Genomic DNA, 24,540 nt, shown 5'->3' on the forward strand with positions numbered 1-24,540 from the left:
AACAATCCCTCCTTCTTTTTAATCCCCCTTACATTAAATTTTAGAAAATATTTTTGAAAAGTCAAGTTGTTGTATGAGAATTTTATTTTATGATTCCAATTCTTACGATAGGTGGAATTTTATAGATATCTGGATACGCTTTGAATGACACAAAAGGTTGCCCTGCCTTTCTAAAAACATCATCACCATTTTTTAATAGATACATTACAAATCGTTGTGCAAATTCCTTTTCGGTAGCATTGTCTGGTATTGTAAGACCGTAAATAATTGGTGCACCTTTTACAACTGTGCCATCCTTTAAGGTTAAAGATGCTTTTGCGTACCAGTCTTTTAAGGCAGGGTTGCCAAGGTTAAGTTCATCTGGAAGCGAAATATATTTAAGATTGTTTTGCACAGCAACTGACTCGTATTCAAATGCATAATCAAGTTCGTTTGCTTCAAGGAGTGCGACAAGCTCAACGGATTTTGGGCGAATATTATTTGGCTTTGTTGCATTTATGAGGTTTTTGTAAAGGCCTGGTTTTTTGTAATAAATTTCTGCAAGTTGGAACATAAGAAGGGTCCTATAACCTGCAGGATCTGAATTTGGTTCAGCATAGCCGAAGTCAACATCTTTTCTTAAAAGAATTTCGTACCAATTTTTTGGAGTTATATCTTTTGCATATTTGCTTTTATCTGTATAACATAAAACAAGTTTATTCGTTGCAAAATTAACGTACCAATCGGTGTATTGTGGGATAAGATACTGGGGAATAAGAAATGAGTCTGCAAGAAGGACTATGTCAAAATCTTTCTTCAGTTCCGTGATTTGCTTTACAGCGTCAACGCTTCCAGCAGATTGATCCTCAAATGTTATATTAACTCCAAGTTTTGAATAGTAATTTTTAAAAGAATTTTCAACATCTCTTATAGGTTGTGTAAGGCTTCCTGCATGGATTACTCTGAGGGTTATAGATTTTTTAGTTTGGAGTGGTTTTTGCTTATAAGTAATTTTAATTGTTTTGTTTGTTTGGTTCCATTCTACATTTGCGCCGATTGATTCTGCAACAAATCTCAATGGCGCAAGGGTTCTTTGAGATTCCTTATCTATAAAAGGTGCGACATCAAGTTCGATTTCTTTTTCATCAACAACTGCAATTTTTGAGCCTAATTTTAATGTGATGATGTGTAAGTCAAAAATAATTGTGATAGTTTTGTTGTTTGGATTATAATCTATAAATCCGCCGAAAGCTTCTGATACAAACCTTATAGGAACTAAGGTTCTTCCATTCTGAATGATTGGTTTTGTGTCAAGAGTAACTGATTTAAAATTCACAGTTGCAACACTTTTTCCAATTGTAAGTTCTATAACACAGTCAGAGTCAGCACGTAATAAGTTTATGCTGTAGTTAAAACAAAGAGAAATAAGAAGCACAAAAACTAAGAAAACATTTGCTACTTTTTTCATTTATACCTCCTTTGCAAAAATGGCAGGCATAACCGTTTCCAATTATACCCTACCGCCAAAGTGCCATGAGGCTTTTCCTTTTAGGCATCGTTGGTCGGAGATAAAACATTATAGCAAATACTCTGTAAATTTTAAATTCTTTCTATAATTTCAAAGTATCCAAGAAGGGATCCCTTTTCATTTCTTACCGCAATCATATACTCCTTTATCTTTTCGTTTTCAAAGACTTGCACTTTGTCTTTGCCTTGAACAAGTTCTTCAAATCCTTTTAGGATTAGTTTCTTTGAGTTTTCGTTGTGGCAATTGAAAATGGATTTTCCGACAAGGTCTGTCCCAAATCTATCCTTGTAGTTATTTATGGCAAATTTGTTCATAAAACGAATCGTATGTGTTGTGTCAACAAACACAATCTCAATTTGAAGTGCGTTCAATATTCCTTTTAGTATTTCTTCCATATGGATATTATACTCAATTGTTGCAGGTTGCAAATGAATTGTATTTTTGAGGAAGTGAAGACTATCGCTTAATTCGGTTATTATTATATGTATTCGCCTCCATTTCCTAAACTTTGGAGATTTCTCCTCACAACGTTTGTTGAAATAACCTTGTTTCGTCATTTCGAAGCCGAAGGCGAGGAATACCTACCTTAGAGGGGGACTTACGATTCTCCCCCTCTAACTCCCCCTAAAAGGCGGAGATTTCTCCTCACATTCGTTCGGGATGACTACTTGGGGGAGTTCTGAGGAGGGTGGCTAATAAGTAGAAATGTAGTAGAAATGTGAAACCAAAGTCCTTTCTATTAACTCTACAAATATGAGAAGAATTTTTCTTAGATTCACGAGTATCTTGCTTAATTCAAAAATTCCTTTATTTGGGTTATAATTTATCGAAATGGTTATAAGAATTTTTGATGGGCACAATGTAATTGGAGGAAATAAAATCTTTGTCGAGAGTAAAAACAAGGAAACTTTAATTCTTGATTTTGGGAAAAATTTTAAGGCGTATTCCGAGTACTTTGAAGAATTTTTAACTCCAAGATCTGGTGCAGGGCTCTATGATTTTTGGAAGTTAAACCTCATTCCACACCTTAAGGGTATTTATAGAGAAGATTTGCTCTACTATTTAAAAGAAGAAGTTAATGAGGCACCCTCTGTAAATCCAGTTTCAGTGTTTATTTCTCATGGGCATATTGATCACTTTGGGTACATGTCTTTTTTAAGGGGAGATATTCCGATTATTACAACCTCTATCACTTACCATATTATGAAAGCATTTCAGGATACAGGACAGCAGAACCTTCTTTATGAGTTTTGTACCGTTTCTGAAGCAAAAGTTGTAAATGGCGCAAAGGAACAAAAGTTAAAAAAGGATTCTGAAACGCAAATTGGTAGGATATTTAAATATCCAAATAGCCCTGCTTTCATAGAAGGATTAGACGATTTTAAATATCGAGTTTTTGAAGTCGACCACTCCGTCCCTGGTGCATCGTCTATATATTTTGAGGTTGACGGTGTAAAGGTTGCCTATACTGGCGATATAAGATTTCATGGGAGAAAGGCCCACAAAACAGAAGAATTTTTCGAATTCTTATCTAAAAATGGAGTCGATGTCCTTTTAATTGAAGGCACAAGAATTGATGAAAATTCTTTTCAAAAATTTCACGAACCGCAGTTGAAGGAAGAGAATATCAAAGAGAATGCAATTAAGGTTGTAAAAGAAAATGATGGAAAACTTGTCATTGCGGATTTTGGTGCAAGACATATAGAGCGCCTTGAAATATTCCTTGAAATTGCAAAGGAAACCAAAAGGCACCTTGCAATAACGATGAAAGATGCATATTTACTTCACCTCTTAAAAGACGACAACATTAATATCATAGACGACGAAAATATCGCTATCATTGAAAGTAAAAGAGAGCAAAATAGAAAGTGGATTAAAGAAATTAGTGAGAATAATGAATATATAAATAGATTTGTGACGATTTCTGAAATTGGAAAAAGCCCCGGCGATTACATTGTTTGCTATAGTTTCTGGGATATGCCAAACCTCCTTGATATTGAGATTGACGGTGGCGCTTATATTTACTCTACAAGCGAAGCATATACAGAAGAGCAGATGTTTGATACAGAGAGGCTTTTAAATTGGATTAAAATCTTTCATTTAACTCCCTACGGCCTTGAGTTTAAAGAAGGTACACCTTCTTTTACGAGAGAATACCACGTTTCAGGGCATGCAAACCCAAAAGACCTCTTAGAACATATTTTACTTGCAAAACCAAGGTTTGTGTTGCCAATTCACACAGAGCATCTTGATACTTATGCAGATTTGTTAAGAAACCAACTTGGCAATAATTATACAATTATAACAGATACTGACCCAACGGGAATTTTGTCTTTTGAACTTTAAGGCTTTAAATTCACCTTCATAATAAATGCTTTAAGGTTTTCTCTTCCGTCAATCCTTATGCGAGGAAGAAGAAGTGGATTGTCTTTTGAATTTGCAACTCCTGGAATTACGGTTGTTGCCATTGTGTATCCGTTTGCCTTAAGCAATTCAACCGACTCTCTATCAAAACCTCCAAAAGGATAACAAAAAGAGGTTGGTGTATAATTAAAAAGTCTTTTTACATCGTTTGTGCATGTTTTTATCTCGTAAATTTTCGTGATAAGAGGCGTTTTCTTTAAATTGACATGGTCTCTTGTGTGTGTACCAATCTCACACAAACCGCTATCATGCATTTCTTTTACTTCGGTTTTGCTCATATAAAAGTGTGTATGCATCCCTGTGTATTTTGTTATTAAGAAGATAACAAAGTGAAAATTATATTTCTTAAGTATGGGATATGCATATTCATAAACACCTTTATCTCCATCATCGAATGTAAGAACAATTGGTTTTAGAGGCATAGGCATTTTTCCTGCCCATATTTTATTCAATTCTTTAAGTGTAATAGGTGTAAAACCATTCTTTTTTAAGTATTCCATCATGCTTTCAAATAGTTTTGGGTCAACCGTCAAAGATTTTTTTAGTTCGCTTGCATTTGGTGGAATGGGTGCAACATTATGAAACATGAGTATTGGAACATAAGAAACGCCTGTTTCTTTTTGTGTTTTCGGTCTTGCAATTTTGTGCGTATTTATTGCAGGCTTCCACAAGTCTTTTGAGTGAATATAGGTTTCGTATGTAATGGTGCTTTCATAAAGTGCTTCTTCCCTTTCTTCCGAAACATATTGAAGGGAAAACACCAAAACAAGCACAAATACGAGAATTGTTATTAACGCAATCTCAATCTCTTTTTTCATGTTTAAAATTTAAACCACCTATATACGAATAGCTTAATTATATCAGTAAATACAAGAGTTACAAGTATGGCATAGAGAAGCGTTATCATGAGAAGCCCAAAATGTGCCTTTGAAACAAATATGCCAAATGTGGAGATAAGCGTTGCAACGATTATATCGCCTGTAATTGAGATAATAATAACCTTACTTGGTAAAGACGAGAAAAAGAATCGCTCTTCTCTAAAATTGAGGATGTTAAATAGCCCTGAAACAAGCAAAAGATAAAACATAAGTGTTTGAAGTTCTGAAAATGTAATCTTAAAGAATTTTTGAGCAAGGTACATGGCAACAAAGAGTTCCGAAATTTTGAGTACTCCAAAAATTAAGGACATCGAAAGGAGTTTCTTAATGTTCCACTTTTCTGGGCGGTTTGAAGGCACAACATTATCAGTTGCAATTGACATTGTGACAAAATCATAAAGGAAAAGCATTAAAACCATCGCAACAGGTGTAATAATGGGCTTGCCCATGATGAGTGTTGCAATGGAAACAAAGAAAACTATTTGGAACGTCTTTACAATCTTATTCAGTATCCATAGAATAATCCTTCTGTAGATTTGCCTTCCAACAGTTATGAGGTTTACAATGTTTGACAAACAGACTTCTGTTAAAATTACCTTTGCTGATTGCTTTGCAATATCAAGCGCATCTTTTACTGCAATACCTAAATCTGCCTTCTTAAGTGCAGGTGCATCATTTGCGCCATCTCCCGTCATTCCAACGGTGTGCCCTTTCTTTTGGTATATGTCAACAATATTAAATTTATCCTCAGGAATAACCTCTGCAAACGAATCAATAGATTCAATGTCAATTCTTTCGTTTTCTTTAAGTTCTTTAATTGATAAAACATTCTCGCCTATACCAACATCTTTTGCAACTGATTGAGCAATGAGTTTGTTATCACCTGTAATCATTACAGGCCTTACACCCATTTCTTTTATCTTCTGAATAAATTTTTTAGAGTCTTCTCTTGGGTAATCAAAGAAGGTAAGAAGTCCTACAAATGTTATCTCATTGCCTTTCTTTACTGCAACTCCAAGGCTTCTTTTTCCAACAGATGCAAATTTTTCTACAGTCGCATTAATGCTCGAATCAATATTACTTGACATTCCAAGGATAACCTGAGGTGCCCCTTTATAGACATTCAGAGTATTTCCATCTTTATCGAGTATTTCTCCATCGGAATATTTTTTATCAGGGTCAAAAGGGCGGAACCTAACTAATTTATAGAGACCTTTAACTTTATCTTTCCCGAATTCAATAACTGCAGAGTCAATAGGGTCTTTTGTTACGGAATCAGAGGAAAGATAAGCAAATTCAACAACATCTTCTTCGGTAAACTTTGGATTCATTACCACAACATCCACTATTCTTATTTTGTTTTCGGTTATGGTGCCTGTTTTATCAAGGCAGAGTACATCCATCATGGCACTGTTTTCTATGCCGTCAAGTTTTCTAACAAGCACTCCCACAGAAGCAAGTTGAAGTGATCCAAGGGAAAGTGCAAGCACAGTCATTGCAGGAAGGGCAACAGGAATAGATGCAATAAGAAGCGTTAGGATAAATGGAAGTGTATCTAATAAAGGAGATTTTTGGATTACAAATTTAAGGATAACTGCTCCTATAAATAATGCATCCACAACAAGGAGCCCTCGTGTAACACTCATCGTTATTTCTTCTATTATGAGTTTTGGCTTTGCCTTTTCAATGAGTTCTGCAGTTTTTCCGAAATATGTTTTTGCGCCTGTTTTTTCTACGCTTGCAATAGCACTTCCTCTTGTTATGAGGCTTCCTGAATAAATTTCATCGTTTACACTGCATTCTTTTGGAATTGATTCTCCAGTTAAAACTGACTGGTCAACAAGAATATTTCCCTCAACAATTTTGCAATCTGCAGGTACAATATCTCCCATTGCTATTTTTATTACATCACCAGGGACAAGTTCTTTTGCGGGGATTTCTTTGAATACACCATCCCTTAGGACGTGTGCATTAACTGAAATTTTCTTTGAAAGTGCTTCTACTGCCTTGGATGCCCTAAACTCCTCTGAAAACCCCAAAATTGCATTGAGGAGAAGCAAGAACAACATTACGACTGCATCAATATAACTTCCAATTAGAAGAGAGATAATCATTGCACCTTCTATAACAAATGCCGTTAAACCTGTAAACCTCTTCAAAAAGTCAAGGAAAGGTGAAGTTTCTTTTTGTTTTATTTCGTTAAATCCATACTCCTTTTGTAGTTTTTGTGCTTCTTCTGTTGTAAGCCCTTTGTAAACCATCTATTCCTCCTTTAGAATCAGTGTGAATTTAGAGCCCATGTTAACCTTACTTTCAACCTCGATTTTTGCACCTATTAAACTTGCTAACTCTTTTGCAATTGAAAGCCCCAAACCAACACCACCTGTTTCTCTTGAACGAGACTTTTCGCCTCTATAGAACCTGTCAAATATGTAAGGGATATCGCTTTCTTTTATACCAATGCCTGAGTCTTCAACAATTATTTTCACATTATTTTCAACCTTATCTACATATATTTTTACAAAGCCGTTAATTTTGTTATATTCTATGCCATTTTCAACGAAAGTTGAGATGATCTCAAAAAGGATATCTTTATCAGTTTTTATTGTAATGTGTCTATCGGCATCGATAATTAAATTGACTGATTTGCTTAAGGCAAGGCCTTCAAACTGTGATTTTATTTTTTCTAAAAGTTCTTTTAAGGAAACTTCTTCAACTTTAACGGGATATGTTTCCATATCGAGACGGGATATAAAAAGCATATCTTGAATGAGTTTTGACATTCGATTTACTGAATCTAAAATTGTTGCAAGTTTTTCCTTATAGTAGTCGGAAGTTCGCTCTTTCATAAGTGCAACTTCTATGTTTGCCTTAATTGTTGAGATGGGTGTTTTTAATTCATGGGACGCATCACCTGTGAATTGCTTAAGGATCCTCATTGACTCTTCGATTGGCCTTATTGCTGAACTTGCAAACCTATATGAAAGGAAGATTATAATAAGCAAAATAAACGGCACTACTAACAAAAACGAAATAAGGACCTCATTTAGAGATGAACGTAGATCATCGTAATTTCTTGCAACAAGTAAGTAATAATTTGTGTTGTTGAGTTTTGTTATGTATGCTCGAACTGTTTTTTGCTCATCCCCTTCTATACCTTCAAGTGTATAAAAACCATCTTTTACATTCGTTGGCATTACAAATTTATCCTGTGTATTTTCGTAAAGAATGTTTCCTTTTGAATCGAAAATCATGATGCTTTCATTTCCAAGGTCGTAGTTTTTGAGAATCCCTGCAATTGATTTTAAGTCTTCTATTGCGGATTCTTCTTTTCCTGAGAGTGTTGTTGCAATTGAAATTGCACGGTTTTGGAGTGTTGAATCGAAATCCTTGTAGGCAAAATTTGAGAACGTTAAATAAAAGGAAGTTATAAGAAGTACTAAAACAACAAGAGTAATTAGTGTGTATTGGAGTGTAAGTTTTATCTTTGCGAATTTTATATTATTCTCGTCACTCAATTTCATAACCTACCCCTGGTATTGTTTTTATGAGTTTATGCTCAAAGCCTGAATCAACTTTTCTTCTTATGTTCTTGATGTGAGTCCTCAGAGTGTCAGACCATGGCGTTGAATTTTCATCCCAGAGATGATTTTCAAGTTCTCTTTTTTCTACAATTCTTCCCCTGTTCATACAAAGATATAGAAGTATCTGGTATTCCTTTTTTGTTAGGTTAATAATTTTTCCACCTCTTGTTACAATCATTTTTTCGGTATCTATTTCAAGGTCTTCAATCTTTATAACACTCGTTTTTACATCCTTTGTCCTTCTTAGAAGTGCATGCACCCTTGCTAAAAGTTCTCTAAAGTCAAATGGCTTTGTAAGGTAATCATCTCCCCCAAGGCCAAATGTTTTAACCTTTGTTTCGATTTCGCCTTTTGCTGTAAGCATCAAAACAGGCATTGTGTATTTGAGTTCTCTTATCTTTTTAAGAAGCGTAATACCATCGAGTTTTGGAAGCATTATGTCAAGGATAATAAGATCGTAAGACTCTTCAATTTCTATTTTTGATAAGGCAGAATCCCCATCATAAGCAACATCGACAATAAAATTATTTTCTGTAAGTCCTTCTTTTATTGCATTTGCAAGAGGTTTTTCATCTTCAACAAGGAGTATTCTCATAATATCCTCTAAAATAATTTAAGTGCTCCCGTGGTAAGGAGCGTTACAATGACTCCTGCTTCAATTACGCCAAGTGAAATTGAAATAAAAGCCTTTCTTTTATCCATCCCAAGAATCTCTGCTGCAAGTGCTCCAGAATAGGCACCAGTGCCAGGAAGCGGAATTGCAACAAAGATCATAAGTCCCCAAAATCCGTATTTATCTACATATGGTTTTGCCCTTTTATGAAGGTTTGAAAGATACTTTTTAAGCAATCTATCTAAAGTATGGATTTTTGAAAATACAAAAATAATTAAATTCCACAGTAAAAATACAATAGGCGTTATAAGGATATTTGCAATGATTATAATAATCGCACTGCTTAAAACAGGTAATTTGTAATTTAGTATTGCAAGAGGAATTGCCCCTCTCAGTTCAACTGCAGGGAAAAGTGTCACTAAAAATATATAAAGCCAGGTTTTTAAATTTCCCATTTATACCCCCTAAATTATATCAAAGCCAAAAAAATGAGCAACTTTTTCAATATACGGGAAAATCCAATAGTAGGTTACGGTTGAAAATACTGTGCCAAAAAAGATACCTCCCAAAATATCAAATGGGAAATGGACCCCGATATATACTCTTGCAACACCCAGCAAAACTCCTAAAATGAGAGCAATTACGCCTGAAACATGCTTTTTCATGAGGTAAAGCGATGTAGCAAACGCAAACATTGAAGTTGTGTGGTTACTTGGGAAGGATGAGGTTGCGTCGTCCTTTACAAGGTCAATTCCTAAGCCCATTACAAATGGGCGAGGATGGTAAAACAAGGTTTTAGTTATGTATCCTATTAAAAGCGCAAAGATAACTGATGTGCCCATAAACAAAAATCCTTTGAAGTCTTTCTTTATTAAAAGATATGTTAAATACAACGGAATCAAAAACACTATGTATTTTGCCATGAATATCATAAAAGTATTTAGTTCAAAATGTGTTTTTGCAAGTCCATTTATTGCGTTAAAAAGCGTTATGTCTAAGTTATTCATAATTTACCTCCATATAGCAAGAATTATACCACAAAAATAGGGGGCATAAGCCCCCTACGGTGTGAGGATACTAATCCGTATTAGTGTTCTCCTGTAAATTCTTCTTGTACTGTATCTGTGTCAGGTGTCTTGCTTGTTTCTTCGGCAGATGCTTTCTCTTCAGCGCCATCAGATGCTTCAGTTGCAAGGACTGTTCCATTTCCTGCATCAACCTTTACATCAAATACTTTGCCTTGTGCATCTTTTACTTCAACTGCATAGACAAGATAGCCATTTTCGTTGTCAAGGGTTGTTTTAATTACAGTGCCTGGGACTTTTGCAAGTGCTGCTTTTTCTGCATCACTCTGTGAAATTTTTGCAAGGCCTTCAATAGCCTTCGATTCGCTTGCTTCATCTTTTGCGTTTGTGTCAGTTACCTTAATACTTCCAACATAACTTGGTTCCTGTGCGCCTTGCTGAGTCTCGGTTCCAATTGCCTCTTCTTTTGTTTCAGTTCCTGTTCCTGAGGAAACTGCCTGGGTCTGGGTTGCGGTAGGTGTGTTTCCTGCCATAACAAAGTGCTTTCCCACAAAAGCCATGGAGCTTAAAAGCCCCAACACAAACAACGCTACTAAAATCTTCTTTTTCATAGTGCACCTCCCTGTGCCTAAGATTTTGGAAGTTCTTTCAAACTTCCTAAGACAATTATAAAGGGGGCCCCGTGAAGAATCTGTGAAGAAAAGGAGTCATTTTAAAGTTTCACCTAAATGAAGTAAATCTCCAAATTCTCCTTGTATTTTTGTTTGGTAAGACATAGGCTTTATATAGAACCCGCTTAAGAAGGACACAGGTTACAGAGGAATAAATTTAAGCACATATTAAAAAGAGTTTTCCTCTACAAAACATTAAAGACAGGATAACTATGCTCAAAATACATAAAACAAACCAAACTTGCACCACACATTTAAATCAGGCTAAAATGTGAAAAAAATGCCTCAAAACCGTGTTGCCTCACGTAATTTTCTATATGAAATATTATCTGGTTGCCTCATCTAAATTATATATGAAATTATTCTGAGTCAAAGGAAAAATCAGTATATCTAAGTCTCTTTTAAGTAAAAGAGGATTTAGTGTTTCATACATTCTCCTGAGATTCTTCTTTATTTCTTCAGATACTAACTCACATTAAAGAATCCTTTGATAGGGTGTCTTGGGTTTGTCGTACTTCTTTAATACCTTACTCCCAATTCTTGTTTTCTCTTTTAGTTTCATTGAAGGTAAGAAAAAGTTCGTATAGAGCCTCAATGTATTGTAGAGTTCATTCATTATCTTCAGTTCCTCATCCGTATCATACCTTATGTATCCTACAGCCCTTCTTACCACAGAATAGTTCTTCTGTTCCACAAAGCAATTATCATTCTTTCTATAAGGTCTTGCCCTTGTAAATGTGATATGCTCTTTTTCACAATAATTCAATAGATGTGCATTGATGAATTCACTTCCATTATCTGAATCAATACCTTTTATTGAAAAAGGGAATCTCTTCCCAATTTCCTTTAATGCATTGAATGTCCATATCTGTGCTTTGTTTTTTTAATCTTTTGTAACCTGTGCTCTTTTTCAACAGGTTATTGCCTTTGTTTCTGTCCATCCAGTATGTATGTCAGTCACATCAAGGGAATAGAGAAATTCTCCTCTTAGATTACCTCCATTGTGCCATGCAAGGTCTACTTCAACAAAGCCTGGCTCTTTCTCATTCCATTCAGAGAATGTCCTTATCGGAATGCTATGCTTTAATAGAGTCCCAGGTTTAGTTAGTGTTTTTCCTTTCATCTTTAACTTAAACTTATCCTTTTCTTTCTTAAGCAACAATCTCTTGTAGCAGGACTTATTGAAAGCAACTTTTCTTTTATCTCTTTAGAGTAAGGGAACTCATTAAAGTTCTCTAAGATAGGTATTATTTCTTTCATATACACATTCAGTCTTTTCCCACATAGGTAATCCGACATCTTCCATAGATATACAAGGGCATCGAAGACTTCTTCACCGTATACCCTTTCCCTTTTTCTCTTCCTTATCTTAAGTCCTTTACCACTATACAGATCATCGCCTATGAATACAGTTCTTTTTCCATTTTCTAAATCAACAACAACTTTACTTCCATATGTTCTCAATACATATGATGCATAACATCTTGAGTATCCTGTGAGTTTCACAAATTCATCAAGCATCCTGCTTTTCTCTTTCTTCGTTACCTTTTGGTATATCGCTGCCTCCTCTTTTATCACAGCCTTTCTCTCTTTCAGGGATAGAATCATAAAGCCTCCTTCTTTCAGTTTCTTTAGAACTTCTTCTACTTTTTTCATTATTTTACCTCCATTTCCATTTTTGAATAGATTTTTATATGAGGCAACGATTCAATTTCATATAGATTTTTGATGAGGCAATTCGAAAACTTTCAAATTTTTCAAAAAAGTACTAAAATTTTTTAGAGTGATAAAAAATAGTTCAATTTAGGTTGTTAAAAATTCTTTCCGTTTTTCTTCAAATTCACGGAACTTTTTTCAAGGTTTTTGTATCTATTATATGAGAGGAAAAATTTTACAAAATTTATGCAGATTTTCTGAAATCCTCTTAAAAGGTATTGACAAGAGAGAGAGAGAGAGAGAGAGAGAGAGAGAGAGAGACGATAAAATATAGTGGAAGAAAAATTATAGATTTGAGGGAGAGAGAACTCAAGAGAAATAGTTTCAATATTTTCTTGAGTATTTGTTAGGAGCGGAATCTCCCTCGGAAGGGAAGGTGATGCACTTAAATGAGGGCAAGGCTCCGAAGAAATGGAGGTGAAAAGAGGAAAAAAGAAGAAAAGAATTTAAACACACTTTTAGCAAAAAAGTTTTGAAGTTTGTAATAGATAAGTAAAATTTAACAAAGGAGGTTAAAATGAATACGAAGTTTAGAATGTTTTTGACTGTTTTTATTGTTTTAGTTTGCATTTTTTCAACTTTAAAGATTGTGCATACAAGTGGGCAGGAAGGAGTGAAACAGGATTTGATTGTCACAGAACTTTCAAATGTTCTAAAGGAGTGGTACTATGGGGTTCGTTCAACTAGTTTTAAAAACATAACCGTCAATGTTTCTCAGGCGAATGATATTCAACCTGTAAAAATTGGAGATGGAAAGGCTGAAGCAGTTTTTTATGTAAAAGCAACAATGATTCCAAAAGCAACATTAGAAGAAGCATCACAATCTCCTTTCTTAAAAGGTATGCAAAGGTATCTGAATGAAAATAAAACAAAACTTACTCCCGCTCAAATTAAAACTGTGGAATTAGCAATTAAAGAAAAATACGATGCATTAAAAGACATGGTTAGTAAATTGCATGAAGAAAATGGGACTTTTAAGGTTGTATGTGGTATTACGTCTGAAGGAACAATCGATAAAAACAGTGTAAAGATTTTCTATGATGTTTCTGTTAAAGGGGAGGCAAGATGGGAAGATACAAACAATTCATTTGTTTCTTCTACATTCACATACGACGTAGAGGAGAAGAGAGGTTACACTGAAATTAAGGGTTTAATTGAGAAATTATATTCGTCAAATGTTTCTGCAAATCCAATTTCTCCCAATAGTGTTTATCAGAATCTTTACAACAGAACTAATGCTAAAAATTATGCTGACCTGTATACGAGTGAAGCTCTTCAGAGTAAAACTATTACTTGCTGGATAAACAATACACCAGTAGTTTCTCAATATACAGATATGAGTTATTGGAACAATTCACAATACCCTTTGACGAAGTATTCTAATGGCTACTATGAACAGTTAGCTTGTAATAATTGCGCTGACTTTGTTTCCCAGGCAATGTATTACGGTGGAATGGCTATAGATAATTATTGGAACCCTTCAATTAGAAAAACAGGATTTGGTGGTAAGTGGTGTTGGACTTTTGTTCCCGACCTTACAGACTATATGGTAAGTAGAGGTGATTGGTCTTCATGCTCATATAATAGCTTAGATATTGGAGATGTAGCTGTATTTTGGCGTTATAATCAATATGGCCAAATTGAAAGGTATCACGTTGCCATGGATGATTACTCCTATGGTTATTATGGAATCTATTATAACTATTTTGCAGCGCACACAAATGACGTGAAAAACCACTACTACGATTCATCAAGCAAATATCTTTATAAAGTTAGTTGCTGGAGATTTACACCATGATGACAAGAAAGACAATTATTCTGTTTTTAATTTTGCTCGTTTTGTTTGTATCTACTTCTGGGTGCAATAATAAGATAGAGGCACCCTCCGAGAGTTCCATCCCATTTTTAACATTCTCAGTTAATCAAAAAGCAGGTTATGTTGAGGCATATCTAAATTACTGGGATATCGCAAATGGAAAGATTTTACAGACAAACAAGGTTCTGTATATAGTTAAAGCTCAACCAAACCGTACTGATAAACCTGGAGTTTGGGATTGGAGCATGCCGGTTCACTATTTTGGTCCTCCTTTATCCTGGGATGGGGAAAGCTACATTTATCTTTCAAGTCAATATCATAATGTAAAAAACTCCTTCAATTTCAAAATCACAATGTTTGATGATCCAATAGATTCTGCTAAATTCGCTTCTGGCAAGGTAATTAAAGATTATGACCTCTTTAATTATTCACAGAATCTTCAGGTGCAAATGAAAAATGTTGGAGGTATCAACTATCTAAAGGAGAAATATAGCGATTTTACTTATCGAGTGTTTGATAACAATGGAAAAAAACTTATAGAAAAAGAAATTAAAATCTCCCTCTATAACGATGTATTTCATGGAGGTGTCGATATAGGAGAGGCCTGTCTTTATGAGAAGGATAAGAATGAGGTCAAACAACTTCTTCTCTATTATGATAGTGTAGGAATGGGACATTTTCTTATCTGTACGATTAATTTAGAGAAAGGCACATATGAGTGGAATGAAGTAACTGGCCTTAAAGGATGCATTCCATATATGAACCAATCAGAGGTATCAATTATTGAAGGTAAATTCTATGTTCCTTTGTGTGGTTGTTATATCGGCGTTATAAATCCAGATGATTATACTTGTAAACTTTTCGATCAGCAAGAAATATTTAAATCTTTATCTTTTTATAATGCCCCGATTTATTGTGGTGGATACCCAGCAATTCCGGGTGAGTATAAGGACTTTCTTATTCTTAATGGCACTGTAGATTACGGAGAGAAAACTAAAGACGAAACTCTATCAGAAAATTACAGACACCTCTGGATAGCGTTTAACACTAAAACAAATGAGATTGCTTCGATACTGGAGTGGAGTTCTCTTGAGCCCAAATTCATCGTTGTAAGAGACAGGAATGGAAAGGAGTTATCAAAAGTAGAAACCGATAAACTAATAAAAAATATTAGCAAACTTTATAATGTTAACGGAGAGTCCTATATTAAAGGCTTTTTCATCTTTGAAAATTTTGTTCGATTTCCACATAAAAATGGAGGTTAAGAAAGCAAAGTTTGCAACTACTCTTCGTGAATTTGTTGCTAAATTTATGAGGAATAATAAGGGAGGTAAATGTCTCCCTCAGATTGTATAACACATATTTGAGAATGCAGAAACTATCTAATTAAAAACTCACTTATAAGTTTAGACATTCTTTTAAGAATGGGAAAACCTAAAACTTAAATCAGAAAAAATTTTTAGAAATTCACTTTAAAATTTGCACAACCTTCATGACTAAAAACAATTGATTAAACTATTGTTAAAAGCATGCGAAAGGAATGTATATAAATAAAGTCTAAATACTCTTGCCTAAATGAAGTAAATCTCCAAATTCTCCTTGTATTTTTGTTGCTAAGACATAGGCTTTATATAGAACCCGCTTAAGAAGGACACAGGTTACAGAGGAATAAATTTAAGCACATATTAAAAAGAGTTTTCCTCTCCAAAACACTAAGGACAGGATAACTTGCTTAAAATACATAAAACAAACCAAACTTGCACCACACATTTAAATCAGGCTAAAATGTGAAAAAAATGCCTCAAAACTTTCAAATTTTTTAAAAAAGTATTAAAATTTTTTAAAGTGATAAAAAATGCTCAATTTAGGTTTCAAAGAATTCTCATTTTTTGAAGTTCTGTTAGAATTTCATGTTTTATCTTTTGATAGTTTTCTCTTGTAAGAGTATAAATTTTATATTGCTCAAAGTCTTTAACAAAGTCTCTATGAAGCGTCCCTACAATATTTTTATTTCTTTGAAGATTTTCAAGAAAATATTTCCTAAACTTATTTGAGTAAAATTCCATCTTGCCTATTTCATCGATAAGAACAATTTTAGGAGAGTCATCAAATACTTTAAGTGCAATTCTTTCGAAATTTTCAATATTTAGGAAATATTTACCGAATTTTATATTTGAAAAACCTTCAAGTGATGCAAAAATAAGTTTTTCTTTGGTTTTTAAGTCTTCAATTGTAAATCCCTTACGAAAGCCTTTTTCCCGAATTTCTTCGGTAATGAATCCCGAGAAAGCCACTCCTTTTATTTTCAAAAGTTCACCGATTTCTTTAATTAGTGTAGTTTTTCCACAGGCAGGGTTTCCTGTTATAAAAATTTTTTCCACAATATATTATAGATTTATTGTGATACAATTAAATTGTGGAACAAATTGAGAATTGGGTACTGTTGCTTAAAACGTACACAGAGGTGCGAATTCGTCACTTTGAGGTTCCTCTGTATGTCTTGAATTATAAGGTTTCTTATCCTCCTCTTACAAGGTACATTATTTTTTACTATCTAATTAATACAATAAACCTACTTTCAACAATAACTTTTATAGGACTCATTTTACTTGTAATAATTGGGCTACTTAAAAAGCATTCTGCACCGGTTGAGAAGTATAATCCAAAGAAAATTGTCTCCATTGTTACTGCTCACAATGAAGAATCGTCAATTGGTGTTATTCTTGATTCATTATTTTATGCAAACTTTGACGAGGTGTATCTTGTTGCGGATGCTTGCACTGATAGAACTATCGAGATTGCAAGAGAAAAAGGTGCAAATGTAATTGAAGTGGATAAACACTCGAAATCAAAGGCGCTAAATGAGGCGATACCAATAATAGTTGATAAAGTTGGAGAAAACTCTTTCTACATGTTTTTTGATGCAGGCAATTATGTACCAAAGGATTTTCTTTTTAAAGCATTACCATATATTAAAGCATATCCAATTATCCAATTTAGGACTCGCAATGCAAATTTTAAAACATGGGTTTCCCGCATGTTCGTTATCATGTCTGCCTTCTTCTTTAAAATCCAGGAAGCACTTAATAACCTTGGTTTATCTGCAATCTTAAATGGCTTTGGATGGGGTGCCTATGGTTTTGTTTTGAAGGAATATCCATACACTTGCAGAAGTATAACTGATGATTTTGAATATAGCCTCAAGATAAAATACAACATTACATACATTGGTTCTGTAAGTATCTACGATGAAAAACCTGAGGATTTTTTGACCTCTTTTAAACAGAGGTTACGTTGGATCAGAGGCTATTTTTATGAGATGTTTTTTGATATCAAGAGTTTTAAGTGTAAACCCTATTTTCTCTTCCTTCCGCTTTCGTTTCTTTTCTGGATTATAAGTATTGTTGCACTTCTCACAAATTTCCGAATTATTACTGTGGCTTCATCCTTTGTAATAAACTCAATTCTGTTTTTCTTTACTCTTGATAAAAATGACCTAAATATGGTTAAATCTTATGATATCTTTATTTTCTTTTTCTTTAACCTTACAAACCTCATTGTAATTTTTATTGCCCTTTTTACGTGTAAGAACACAAAGTGGTTTAGAACACCTCATAAAGGAATTGTTGAAACAAAGGTATAAATCTTTTGGTCTTTTTTGTTGCTCAATAATATTAGGAAAAGAAATAAAGTTATTGTAAGGCGTGTAGTATAGGTGGTGTAAAAAATTTACATAGAATTGCATTTGGAATTAAAAAGGTTATGACAACTTACCTCAAAAAGCATTGAGTAAGCGAAAAAATTGTAAGTTGAAATATTTTTAATAAAAAGTTATTTTTTAAAATTTTTTGCTATAATATTATTGACCTCGGGGGAGCCCTTTGTGGCTGAGAGGGATGTACTGTTACATCCGACCCCTCGAACCTGATCCGGGTAATGCCGGCGTAGGGAGATGGTGCAAGGCAAAAGCCTACACCCTCCCAAAATGCGGGAGGTTTTTAAATTTGAAAAAAACGTTAAAGGTTGTTGAAATTGCACTTGCTTTTGGACTTTTTGTACTTACTCTTTCAAAGTCCTCAATTATTTCTATCGTTGCGTTTTTCCTTTTCGTGGTTCTTTTGGTAAGGTTGATTAAGAATTCACGAATTCTAAAAGGTATCTCATTTGTCCTATTTTTGTATCTTTGGCAAATAATCTCCATACATAAACTTGTTCCTTCTTATATACTTCCCTCGCCTATGGAAACTCTTCAAATCGTCTTAACTCAATCAAATGTGATTTTACCAAATCTTATAGCAACTCTTGAGGTTACATTTATTGGGTTTTTCTTTTCAATCCTCTTTGGGATACTTCTTGCACTTATCATGCACATCGCAAAGCCAATAGAAGACCTTATTTACCCTATTGCAGTTATAACACAGTCCACACCAACCATTGCAATTGCACCTCTTATAATCTTATGGCTTGGCTTTGGAACGCTTCCAAAAATTGTTGTTGTTATTTGGGCTACATTTTTCCCCATAACGGTAAATACGCTTCTTGGACTACGCACCGTCGATTCCGACATGATTGATGTTTTAAAGGCAATTTCAGCAAAGAAGAGCGATATATTCAAGTATGTGATTTTCCCGCACACATTTACATACATCATAACAGGCATTGAGATTTCATCTCCCTATGCCATTTTGGGCACCCTTACAGCAGAGTGGATGGGGACAACCGTTGGCATGGGACTATACATAAGAAGGTCTTTTTCCTCTTTTAGACTGGATCAGGTTTTTGCAGGAACAATTATTATAATTATCTTCAGCCTTCTTATGTGGGGCTCTGCAACGATCCTGAGGCAAAGATTCACACGCTACTTAGGAGGTGAAAAATGAAAAAAGTAATTCTGTTTTTGTTGAGTTTTGTAATTCTTTTTTCTTCGTTTGGATGTGCTCCGAAGGAGACGAAACTCTCAAATCTCACAAAGGTAACACTCATGCTTGACTGGACACCAAATACAAATCACACTGGCATATATGTTGCAATTGACAAAGGTTATTTTAAGGAAAGGAATCTTGATGTTACAGTTGTTCAGCCGTCTGAGGTGTGGCCAGAAACTGCTGTTTCAGGCGGGAAGGCCGACTTTGGAATTTCGTTTCAGGAGTCGCTTACCCAGTATGTGGTAAATGAAGGTGCGCCACTTGTTGCAATATCTGCAATTCTCCAACATGATACATCAGGTCTAATATGGCTTAAAGATTCAGGTATCACTTCTCCAAAAGATTTTTCAAACAAGACCTATGGAGGTTGGGGAAGCGCTTGGGAAAGTGCAATTATTGATTATGTTGCAAGAATGAATGGAGTTAACCCTTCAACAATTAAGAAAGTTGAACTTGGTGTATTTGATGCTATTACAGGGCTTCAAAAGAAGGTCTATGACTTCACATGGGTTTACTATGGATGGGAAGGAATTGATGCGCAATTGCGAGGACTGAACTTTGACTTTTACAGTTTGAAGGACAATATTCCCAATTTTGATCACTATACTCCTATATTTATCACAAGTAAAAGTATGATAGAAAATCACCCCGACATAGTAAAGGCATTTGTTGAGGCAATTTCTGAAGGCTATACCTATGCTTATAAGAACCCAAAGGATGCTGCCCAAATTCTTCTAAGGTATGCACCCGAACTTGATAAAAACCTTGTTATAAAATCACAAGAATGGCTTTCGCCATACTATCTTGATGAATCTGGTTGTTTTGGTGTGATGAAAGAGTCTGTGTTTAGGAATTTTACAGACCTCATGTATAATCTTGGAATTATTAAAAGTAAGCCCCAGGATGTTAATACACTTTTTACAAACGAGTTTCTTCCATGCAAGAAGTAGAAGTTTCGAGTGTTAAAGTTTATTACGAAGGTTTCCTTGCGGTAAATGGTATAAGTTTCGCATTACCTAAGGGAAGTTATCTTTCGATAATTGGCCCTTCTGGGTGTGGAAAAACATCTCTTCTTAAGGCTATAGGTGGACTTTTGCCTTACGAAGGATACATTTCACGCCCCGAGGGGCCTTTAGGCTATATGCCACAAAAAGGAGTACTACTCCCTTGGTATTCGCTTTTGAAAAATCTTGAAATTCCCCTTCTTATAAGAGGGGTAAGTGAAGTTGAAGCAAGAAAAAGAGTGCTCGATGTGCTTCCTCAATTTGGACTTAAAGGGTTTGAAAATTACTTTCCAAATGCTCTTTCAGGGGGTATGTATCAAAGGGCGGCACTCCTTCGCACGCTTTTAACGAATTCGGAATTATTACTTTTAGACGAGCCGTTTGGTGCAGTGGATGCCTTAAATAGACGTAAACTGTGGCTTTATCTTGAAGATATGCGACAAAAATTCAATTTTTCAACCATAATGGTTACTCACGATGTTGAAGAGGCAGTATTTCTTTCAGATATAATCGTTATTATGCACAAATACCCCGGCGAATTAAAAGAAATTGTTGAGATAAATTTACCGCACCCAAGAACACTTCAAACAATTTCAACTGATGAGTTTTCTTCAAAAGTTGAGCATGTCCTTGAAAAAATAATCGGAGAAAATATTTAGATAGGCACACCCATTTCAATTTCTTTTTGTTGTTTTTCAATACTATAATGTTTCTGAGGTGGGAAATGAAGAAAATACCAGTATTAATAATTTTATTGTCTCTTCTTATTCCCAATATCGCATTTGGGAAAACTCTTTACTGGAGATCACTTTTTTCAAAAGCCGGGTTTGTGTCTTCTCCAAATTACTTTAATCCTGTTAAAGGTATCGAGATTGATCCTAATAACTCTAATGTTGTGTATCTTGCAACATGGGGGAACGGGGTTTTAAAAAGCATAGATGGAGGTAAACACTTTGACCCAATAAATAACGGGCTAACTGAACTTAATACATATGTTGTGAAAGTTGATGGAAATAATCCTAAAATTGTGTATGCGGGGACTGCAACAGGCGTATTTGTCTCATATGATGGAGGAGCAAGTTTTAACCTTCTTCAAGATTTAAGATTAAGCGTTACAAGCGTTGAATTTGGAGTAGGCATTCTATATGCAGGTATCCTAAACGATGGAATAAACGCAGGACTTTATAAGTTCAAAGATAATAAGTGGATTGAAGTAGGACTTTCTGACAAAGACGTTCTTTCAATTGCAAGATTAAATACTTCTACTCTTCTTTTAGGTACTTCCGATGGGCTTTACTCTTTTGATGAAAAAAGTTCAACTTTCAAATTTCTTGGATTTCAAAATCTTACAGTGAATAGTATCGCAGTCTCAAAGAAAAAAATCGTTATAGGGACATCTGACGGTGTCTTTGCAAGCGATATTGATCCTATTTATTTTGTGTCATTAAATAATATTAACGTGCTTCTTTCAAGTGGGAATTTTCTCTCCGTAGCCATATATAAGGATAATCCTTACAAGGTTATTGTGGGTAATGATAAAGGCTCTCTTTTCAGGTTTGATCTGAATATGGGAAGTTTTGAGAGGTTGCAGGTGCGTGCAAATTGCATTTATTCTTTGTATGTAAAAAGTGATGACACTATATTTGTTGGAACTGAAAATGCATTTCTTTGGTCAGACAATAACGGGCAGTCTTTTAAGGGATTTGCTCTTACGATAACAGGAGGAGAAATGCAAATTGACCCACAAAATTTAAACATTATATACGTAGGCTCTGATAATGGCCTTTACAAAAGCGTTGATGGTGGTGTTAACTTTATAAATCTTGGGTTTGTTGGTAATAGAGTTTTTTCTGTTGCGATAAATCCCAACGATGACAGGGAACTGTTTGTTGGAACGTATCTTGGATTATACCATTCGATCGATTACGGTGAAAGTTTTGTAGAATTAAAGCAATTTTCAGGATATTCTGTGACGTTTGTTGCAATTGTGCCTCAGACTCAAATAATTTTTGCAGGTTCAGAAATAGGAGTGTTTGTTTCACAAGACCACGGCATAACATGGACAAAGAGTTTGTCGATTAAAGAAGGCGATTTTATTCTTTATATAGCAATAGATCCCACCAACTCAAATATCGTTTATGTTGCGTCTTTTATAGACGGGCTTTATAAGACGTATGATGGAGGTAAAACTTGGCAATACCTCGGGCATGATGACTTTGTTATATCCTCAATTTCAATTTATAAAGGCAATCCTAATGTTATCTATATTTCAACTTTAGGAAGTATTTACAAAAGTAGTGACGGAGGAAAAACACTCACGAAGATTTTTAATATTTCGGGAGGCTCAAGCGGTTGGTATGTCTTTAAAGATGTTTTAGTAAGTTCTTATAATCCAAATCTTGTTTTTGCTGTAGGTGACTTTATTGTATACGGAACGAATAGAGTAACTGGGTTACCTGAAATAGCCTATGATGAGCCTATATTATTTAGGACAATTGATTCGGGAGAACACTGGGAAAAACTTGATCTTCCAAATACTATCGAGTCTAACAATGCAATCTATTATGATGAAAAAACTAATACCGCACTCCTTTTAACAGGCATTGGCATACTTCATTACGATTTTACACATATGAAATACTACTTCTATTCAGAGGGATTTTCTGAAGAGTACATAAGGGTTGTAAGAACTTTTGATGATGCTCTTTTTGTTGGAACAAATTCTGGAAATATAGGTAAGAGTTTTGACGGTGGTAAAACCTTCGAATTCCATGCGAAATTTGATGTTCCGGTGCTTTCGCTTTTCCAAAGCAAAACGAATCCTAATTTTATTTACGCGGGGACCTCAATGGGTTTGCTTGTCTCAACCGATTTTGGTTCTTCATGGAAAAGATATTTTTCGGGAATGGTCTATGCTATTACAGGATTTAACTTAAATGGAAAAGACATCATATTTTTAGGAACGGATTCAGGTATTTTTGAGATTAATGGTTATTTGGATACAGGTAAACTCATTTACGATGGTGTAAGTACTGCCCTTTACTATTATGATGGCAAACTGTATGCAGGTACTGATAGAGGGCTACTTGTCTCAAATGATTTTGAAAACTTTGAGTTACTCAAAGATATAGGAAGTACAATTAATACAATTGCAATTTTTGATGGTTCTCTTTTTGTGGGTACAAATGATGGGCTGTATGTTATTGACAGAGATAGTGTAAATTCAATCCTTAAAGATAGTGTAATCTTTGACATGGTATATCAAAATGGTACTATCTACCTTGCAACCGATAGTGGTGTGCTTATATTGAATAAAGACTTATCTTATACCTCAATAAATAACGGGCTTACAAGTTATTATGCAACTTCTATTACCGTAAGTAAAAATGGTGATATATTCTTAGGAACAGATGGAGGTGGCTTATTTAAACTTGAAAGTAGATCGACTGTGAAAGTGTCGGCTTCATTGGGTGGAAAAGTTGAACCCTCAGGTGAATTTGAAATGTCTCCAACCGAAGAAAAAGAATTTATCATAACACCTAATTCGGGATTTCGCCTTAAAGACGTGTTAATAAATGGGAATTCATATTTAACAAACGCAAAAGACCTTGGAAACGGCACATATACCCTCAAATTGTCGGGTATCTATGACGATTCGACTCTTCAGGTAAATTTCGAACCGATTACTTTTGTAATTAAAACCTATGCGCATTTAGGTGGATCGATTACACCGGGAGAGACTCTTTCAGTTAGTTTTGGTTCCTCTCAAACATTCACAATTACCCCAGACAGTGGCTACAAAATTAAAGATGTCTTAGTTGATGGTAAATCTGTCGGTGCAGTTTCAACATATACCTTTAATAACATTACTTCTGACCATACAATTGAAGCCTTTTTCGAAAAGAAAACAACTACTATTGCACTCCAAATTGGTTCCTCTTCTTTTACTGTAGATGGTGATATAAGAACTCTTGACTCCCCTCCTGTGATTAAAAATGGTAGAACACTCCTACCAATTCGAGCAATAATTGAAGCACTTGGAGGAACTGTCAGTTGGGATGCAACAACAAGGAAAGTAACCATTTCACTTGGCAATAACACAATTGAACTTTGGATTGGAAGAAGCATTGCAAAGGTAAATGGCACAGATACTCCCATTGACTCCACTAATCCAAAGGTTGTCCCTGAAATAATCAACGGTAGGACAATGATACCCTTGAGATTTGTTGCTGAATCTCTTGGAGCAGATGTGCAGTGGGATGGAACAACAAAAACTATTACGATAACATATGGAGGCTGAGATTTAAAGACTAATTCACGAAACATTGTTTATAAAAACCTTTATCATTAGGTTTACTTCAAGTATAAGAAGTTATT

Annotated in this window: 21 protein-coding genes and 2 riboswitches; of the genes, 8 read left to right on the forward strand and 13 right to left on the reverse strand. The window is 34.8% G+C overall.

The genetic code is table 11. The features are described 5' to 3' along the window. Window positions 1–82: 82 nt before the first annotated feature. Together CSE_RS07765 and CSE_RS00580 are read right to left on the reverse strand one after the other, a co-directional pair. Window positions 83–1,447, reverse strand: coding sequence for an extracellular solute-binding protein (locus tag CSE_RS07765; protein WP_014452670.1), 1,365 nt, complete (start codon window positions 1,445–1,447; stop codon window positions 83–85). Further along, window positions 1,438–1,559, reverse strand: a riboswitch (molybdenum cofactor riboswitch). (Overlaps the previous gene by 10 nt.) Before the next feature lie 19 nt (window positions 1,560–1,578). After that, window positions 1,579–1,902, reverse strand: coding sequence for a PAS domain-containing protein (locus CSE_RS00580; protein WP_041726187.1), 324 nt, complete (start codon window positions 1,900–1,902; stop codon window positions 1,579–1,581). A 436-nt stretch (window positions 1,903–2,338) separates the two neighbouring features. Here CSE_RS00580 and CSE_RS00585 point away from each other — a divergent pair, with 436 nt between their 5' ends. Further along, window positions 2,339–3,853 carry an MBL fold metallo-hydrolase gene (locus CSE_RS00585; protein WP_014452672.1) on the forward strand — a complete coding sequence of 505 codons (1,515 nt, stop codon included), beginning with the start codon at window positions 2,339–2,341 and terminating at the stop codon, window positions 3,851–3,853. On the opposite strand, the gene CSE_RS00590 is transcribed toward CSE_RS00585, so the two are convergent. The 10 genes from CSE_RS00590 to CSE_RS00630 form a co-directional block, all read right to left on the reverse strand. Continuing rightward, on the reverse strand, window positions 3,850–4,749 hold the full coding sequence (locus CSE_RS00590; protein WP_014452673.1) for a polysaccharide deacetylase family protein: 900 nt from the start codon (window positions 4,747–4,749) through the stop codon (window positions 3,850–3,852). The genes CSE_RS00585 and CSE_RS00590 overlap by 4 nt on opposite strands. Window positions 4,750–4,751: 2 nt before the next feature. Continuing rightward, window positions 4,752–7,070 (reverse strand): plasma-membrane proton-efflux P-type ATPase, encoded by a 2,319-nt coding sequence (locus CSE_RS00595; RefSeq protein WP_014452674.1) that lies wholly within the window; start codon window positions 7,068–7,070, stop codon window positions 4,752–4,754. Next, entirely contained in the window at window positions 7,071–8,333 is a 1,263-nt protein-coding gene (locus tag CSE_RS07770) for a sensor histidine kinase (RefSeq protein WP_014452675.1), read from the reverse strand. Further along, window positions 8,320–8,988, reverse strand: coding sequence for a response regulator transcription factor (locus CSE_RS00605; RefSeq protein ID WP_014452676.1), 669 nt, complete (start codon window positions 8,986–8,988; stop codon window positions 8,320–8,322). Before CSE_RS00605 ends, CSE_RS07770 begins: the two co-directional genes overlap by 14 nt. Window positions 8,989–8,996: 8 nt before the next feature. After that, entirely contained in the window at window positions 8,997–9,461 is a 465-nt protein-coding gene (locus CSE_RS00610; RefSeq protein WP_014452677.1) for a COG2426 family protein, read from the reverse strand. Window positions 9,462–9,470: 9 nt separating this feature from the next. Beyond that, window positions 9,471–10,013, reverse strand: a complete 543-nt coding sequence (locus CSE_RS00615) for an undecaprenyl-diphosphatase (RefSeq protein ID WP_014452678.1) — start codon at window positions 10,011–10,013, stop codon at window positions 9,471–9,473. 80 nt (window positions 10,014–10,093) lie between these two features. Next, on the reverse strand, window positions 10,094–10,642 hold the full coding sequence (locus CSE_RS00620) for a PepSY domain-containing protein (protein WP_014452679.1): 549 nt from the start codon (window positions 10,640–10,642) through the stop codon (window positions 10,094–10,096). 535 nt (window positions 10,643–11,177) lie between these two features. Continuing rightward, window positions 11,178–11,468 (reverse strand): hypothetical protein, encoded by a 291-nt coding sequence (locus tag CSE_RS07775; protein WP_014452680.1) that lies wholly within the window; start codon window positions 11,466–11,468, stop codon window positions 11,178–11,180. A gap of 144 nt (window positions 11,469–11,612) precedes the next feature. Continuing rightward, window positions 11,613–11,825 carry a hypothetical protein gene (locus CSE_RS07780; RefSeq protein ID WP_014452681.1) on the reverse strand — a complete coding sequence of 71 codons (213 nt, stop codon included), beginning with the start codon at window positions 11,823–11,825 and terminating at the stop codon, window positions 11,613–11,615. Window positions 11,826–11,827: 2 nt separating this feature from the next. Beyond that, entirely contained in the window at window positions 11,828–12,358 is a 531-nt protein-coding gene (locus CSE_RS00630; RefSeq protein WP_014452682.1) for a hypothetical protein, read from the reverse strand. 577 nt (window positions 12,359–12,935) lie between these two features. On the opposite strand from CSE_RS00630, the gene CSE_RS00635 reads away from it, so the two are divergent. Both CSE_RS00635 and CSE_RS00640 read left to right on the forward strand, forming a co-directional pair. Further along, window positions 12,936–14,216, forward strand: a complete 1,281-nt coding sequence (locus CSE_RS00635; RefSeq protein WP_014452684.1) for a hypothetical protein — start codon at window positions 12,936–12,938, stop codon at window positions 14,214–14,216. Further along, window positions 14,213–15,499: a hypothetical protein gene (locus CSE_RS00640; RefSeq protein ID WP_014452685.1), complete on the forward strand. Its 1,287-nt coding sequence runs from the start codon at window positions 14,213–14,215 to the stop codon at window positions 15,497–15,499. The genes CSE_RS00635 and CSE_RS00640 overlap by 4 nt, the downstream gene beginning before the upstream one ends. Before the next feature lie 606 nt (window positions 15,500–16,105). Here the strand turns inward: CSE_RS00640 and CSE_RS00645 are convergent. After that, a complete protein-coding gene (locus CSE_RS00645) occupies window positions 16,106–16,615 on the reverse strand; it encodes an NTPase (RefSeq protein ID WP_014452686.1) in 510 nt (169 codons plus the stop codon). Window positions 16,616–16,734: 119 nt separating this feature from the next. Between CSE_RS00645 and CSE_RS00650 the strand changes: the two genes are divergently transcribed. From CSE_RS00650 to CSE_RS08465, 5 genes are all read left to right on the forward strand, one after another. After that, the gene (locus tag CSE_RS00650) at window positions 16,735–17,877 is read left to right on the forward strand and encodes a glycosyltransferase (RefSeq protein ID WP_014452687.1); all 1,143 of its coding nucleotides are present in this window, start codon (window positions 16,735–16,737) and stop codon (window positions 17,875–17,877) included. A 217-nt stretch (window positions 17,878–18,094) separates the two neighbouring features. Further along, a riboswitch (TPP riboswitch) is annotated at window positions 18,095–18,202 on the forward strand. Between the two features lie 36 nt (window positions 18,203–18,238). Next, window positions 18,239–19,114, forward strand: a complete 876-nt coding sequence (locus CSE_RS00655; protein WP_041726001.1) for an ABC transporter permease — start codon at window positions 18,239–18,241, stop codon at window positions 19,112–19,114. Next, a complete protein-coding gene (locus CSE_RS00660) occupies window positions 19,111–20,109 on the forward strand; it encodes an ABC transporter substrate-binding protein (protein ID WP_014452689.1) in 999 nt (332 codons plus the stop codon). Before CSE_RS00655 ends, CSE_RS00660 begins: the two co-directional genes overlap by 4 nt. After that, the gene (locus CSE_RS00665) at window positions 20,097–20,822 is read left to right on the forward strand and encodes an ABC transporter ATP-binding protein (RefSeq protein ID WP_014452690.1); all 726 of its coding nucleotides are present in this window, start codon (window positions 20,097–20,099) and stop codon (window positions 20,820–20,822) included. Before CSE_RS00660 ends, CSE_RS00665 begins: the two co-directional genes overlap by 13 nt. A gap of 65 nt (window positions 20,823–20,887) precedes the next feature. Next, the gene (locus tag CSE_RS08465; protein ID WP_197535273.1) at window positions 20,888–24,463 is read left to right on the forward strand and encodes a stalk domain-containing protein; all 3,576 of its coding nucleotides are present in this window, start codon (window positions 20,888–20,890) and stop codon (window positions 24,461–24,463) included. Window positions 24,464–24,540 lie beyond the last annotated feature (77 nt).

The sequence above is a fragment of the Caldisericum exile AZM16c01 genome (genome assembly GCF_000284335.1).
Taxonomy (GTDB): domain Bacteria; phylum Caldisericota; class Caldisericia; order Caldisericales; family Caldisericaceae; genus Caldisericum; species Caldisericum exile.

Excerpts from the sequence above, each read along its gene's own strand:
- CSE_RS07765 (WP_014452670.1), bottom strand. The coding sequence starts at position 1,447 with ATGAAAAAAGTAGCAAATGTTTTCTTAGTTTTTGTGCTTCTTATTTCT.
- CSE_RS00580 (WP_041726187.1), bottom strand. The coding sequence starts at position 1,902 with ATGGAAGAAATACTAAAAGGAATATTGAACGCACTTCAAATTGAGATT.
- CSE_RS00585 (WP_014452672.1), top strand. The coding sequence starts at position 2,339 with ATGGTTATAAGAATTTTTGATGGGCACAATGTAATTGGAGGAAATAAA.
- CSE_RS00590 (WP_014452673.1), bottom strand. The coding sequence starts at position 4,749 with ATGAAAAAAGAGATTGAGATTGCGTTAATAACAATTCTCGTATTTGTG.
- CSE_RS00595 (WP_014452674.1), bottom strand. The coding sequence starts at position 7,070 with ATGGTTTACAAAGGGCTTACAACAGAAGAAGCACAAAAACTACAAAAG.
- CSE_RS07770 (WP_014452675.1), bottom strand. The coding sequence starts at position 8,333 with ATGAAATTGAGTGACGAGAATAATATAAAATTCGCAAAGATAAAACTT.
- CSE_RS00605 (WP_014452676.1), bottom strand. The coding sequence starts at position 8,988 with ATGAGAATACTCCTTGTTGAAGATGAAAAACCTCTTGCAAATGCAATA.
- CSE_RS00610 (WP_014452677.1), bottom strand. The coding sequence starts at position 9,461 with ATGGGAAATTTAAAAACCTGGCTTTATATATTTTTAGTGACACTTTTC.
- CSE_RS00615 (WP_014452678.1), bottom strand. The coding sequence starts at position 10,013 with ATGAATAACTTAGACATAACGCTTTTTAACGCAATAAATGGACTTGCA.
- CSE_RS00620 (WP_014452679.1), bottom strand. The coding sequence starts at position 10,642 with ATGAAAAAGAAGATTTTAGTAGCGTTGTTTGTGTTGGGGCTTTTAAGC.
- CSE_RS07780 (WP_014452681.1), bottom strand. The coding sequence starts at position 11,825 with ATGAAAGGAAAAACACTAACTAAACCTGGGACTCTATTAAAGCATAGC.
- CSE_RS00630 (WP_014452682.1), bottom strand. The coding sequence starts at position 12,358 with ATGAAAAAAGTAGAAGAAGTTCTAAAGAAACTGAAAGAAGGAGGCTTT.
- CSE_RS00635 (WP_014452684.1), top strand. The coding sequence starts at position 12,936 with ATGAATACGAAGTTTAGAATGTTTTTGACTGTTTTTATTGTTTTAGTT.
- CSE_RS00640 (WP_014452685.1), top strand. The coding sequence starts at position 14,213 with ATGATGACAAGAAAGACAATTATTCTGTTTTTAATTTTGCTCGTTTTG.
- CSE_RS00660 (WP_014452689.1), top strand. The coding sequence starts at position 19,111 with ATGAAAAAAGTAATTCTGTTTTTGTTGAGTTTTGTAATTCTTTTTTCT.
- CSE_RS00665 (WP_014452690.1), top strand. The coding sequence starts at position 20,097 with ATGCAAGAAGTAGAAGTTTCGAGTGTTAAAGTTTATTACGAAGGTTTC.
- CSE_RS08465 (WP_197535273.1), top strand. The coding sequence starts at position 20,888 with ATGAAGAAAATACCAGTATTAATAATTTTATTGTCTCTTCTTATTCCC.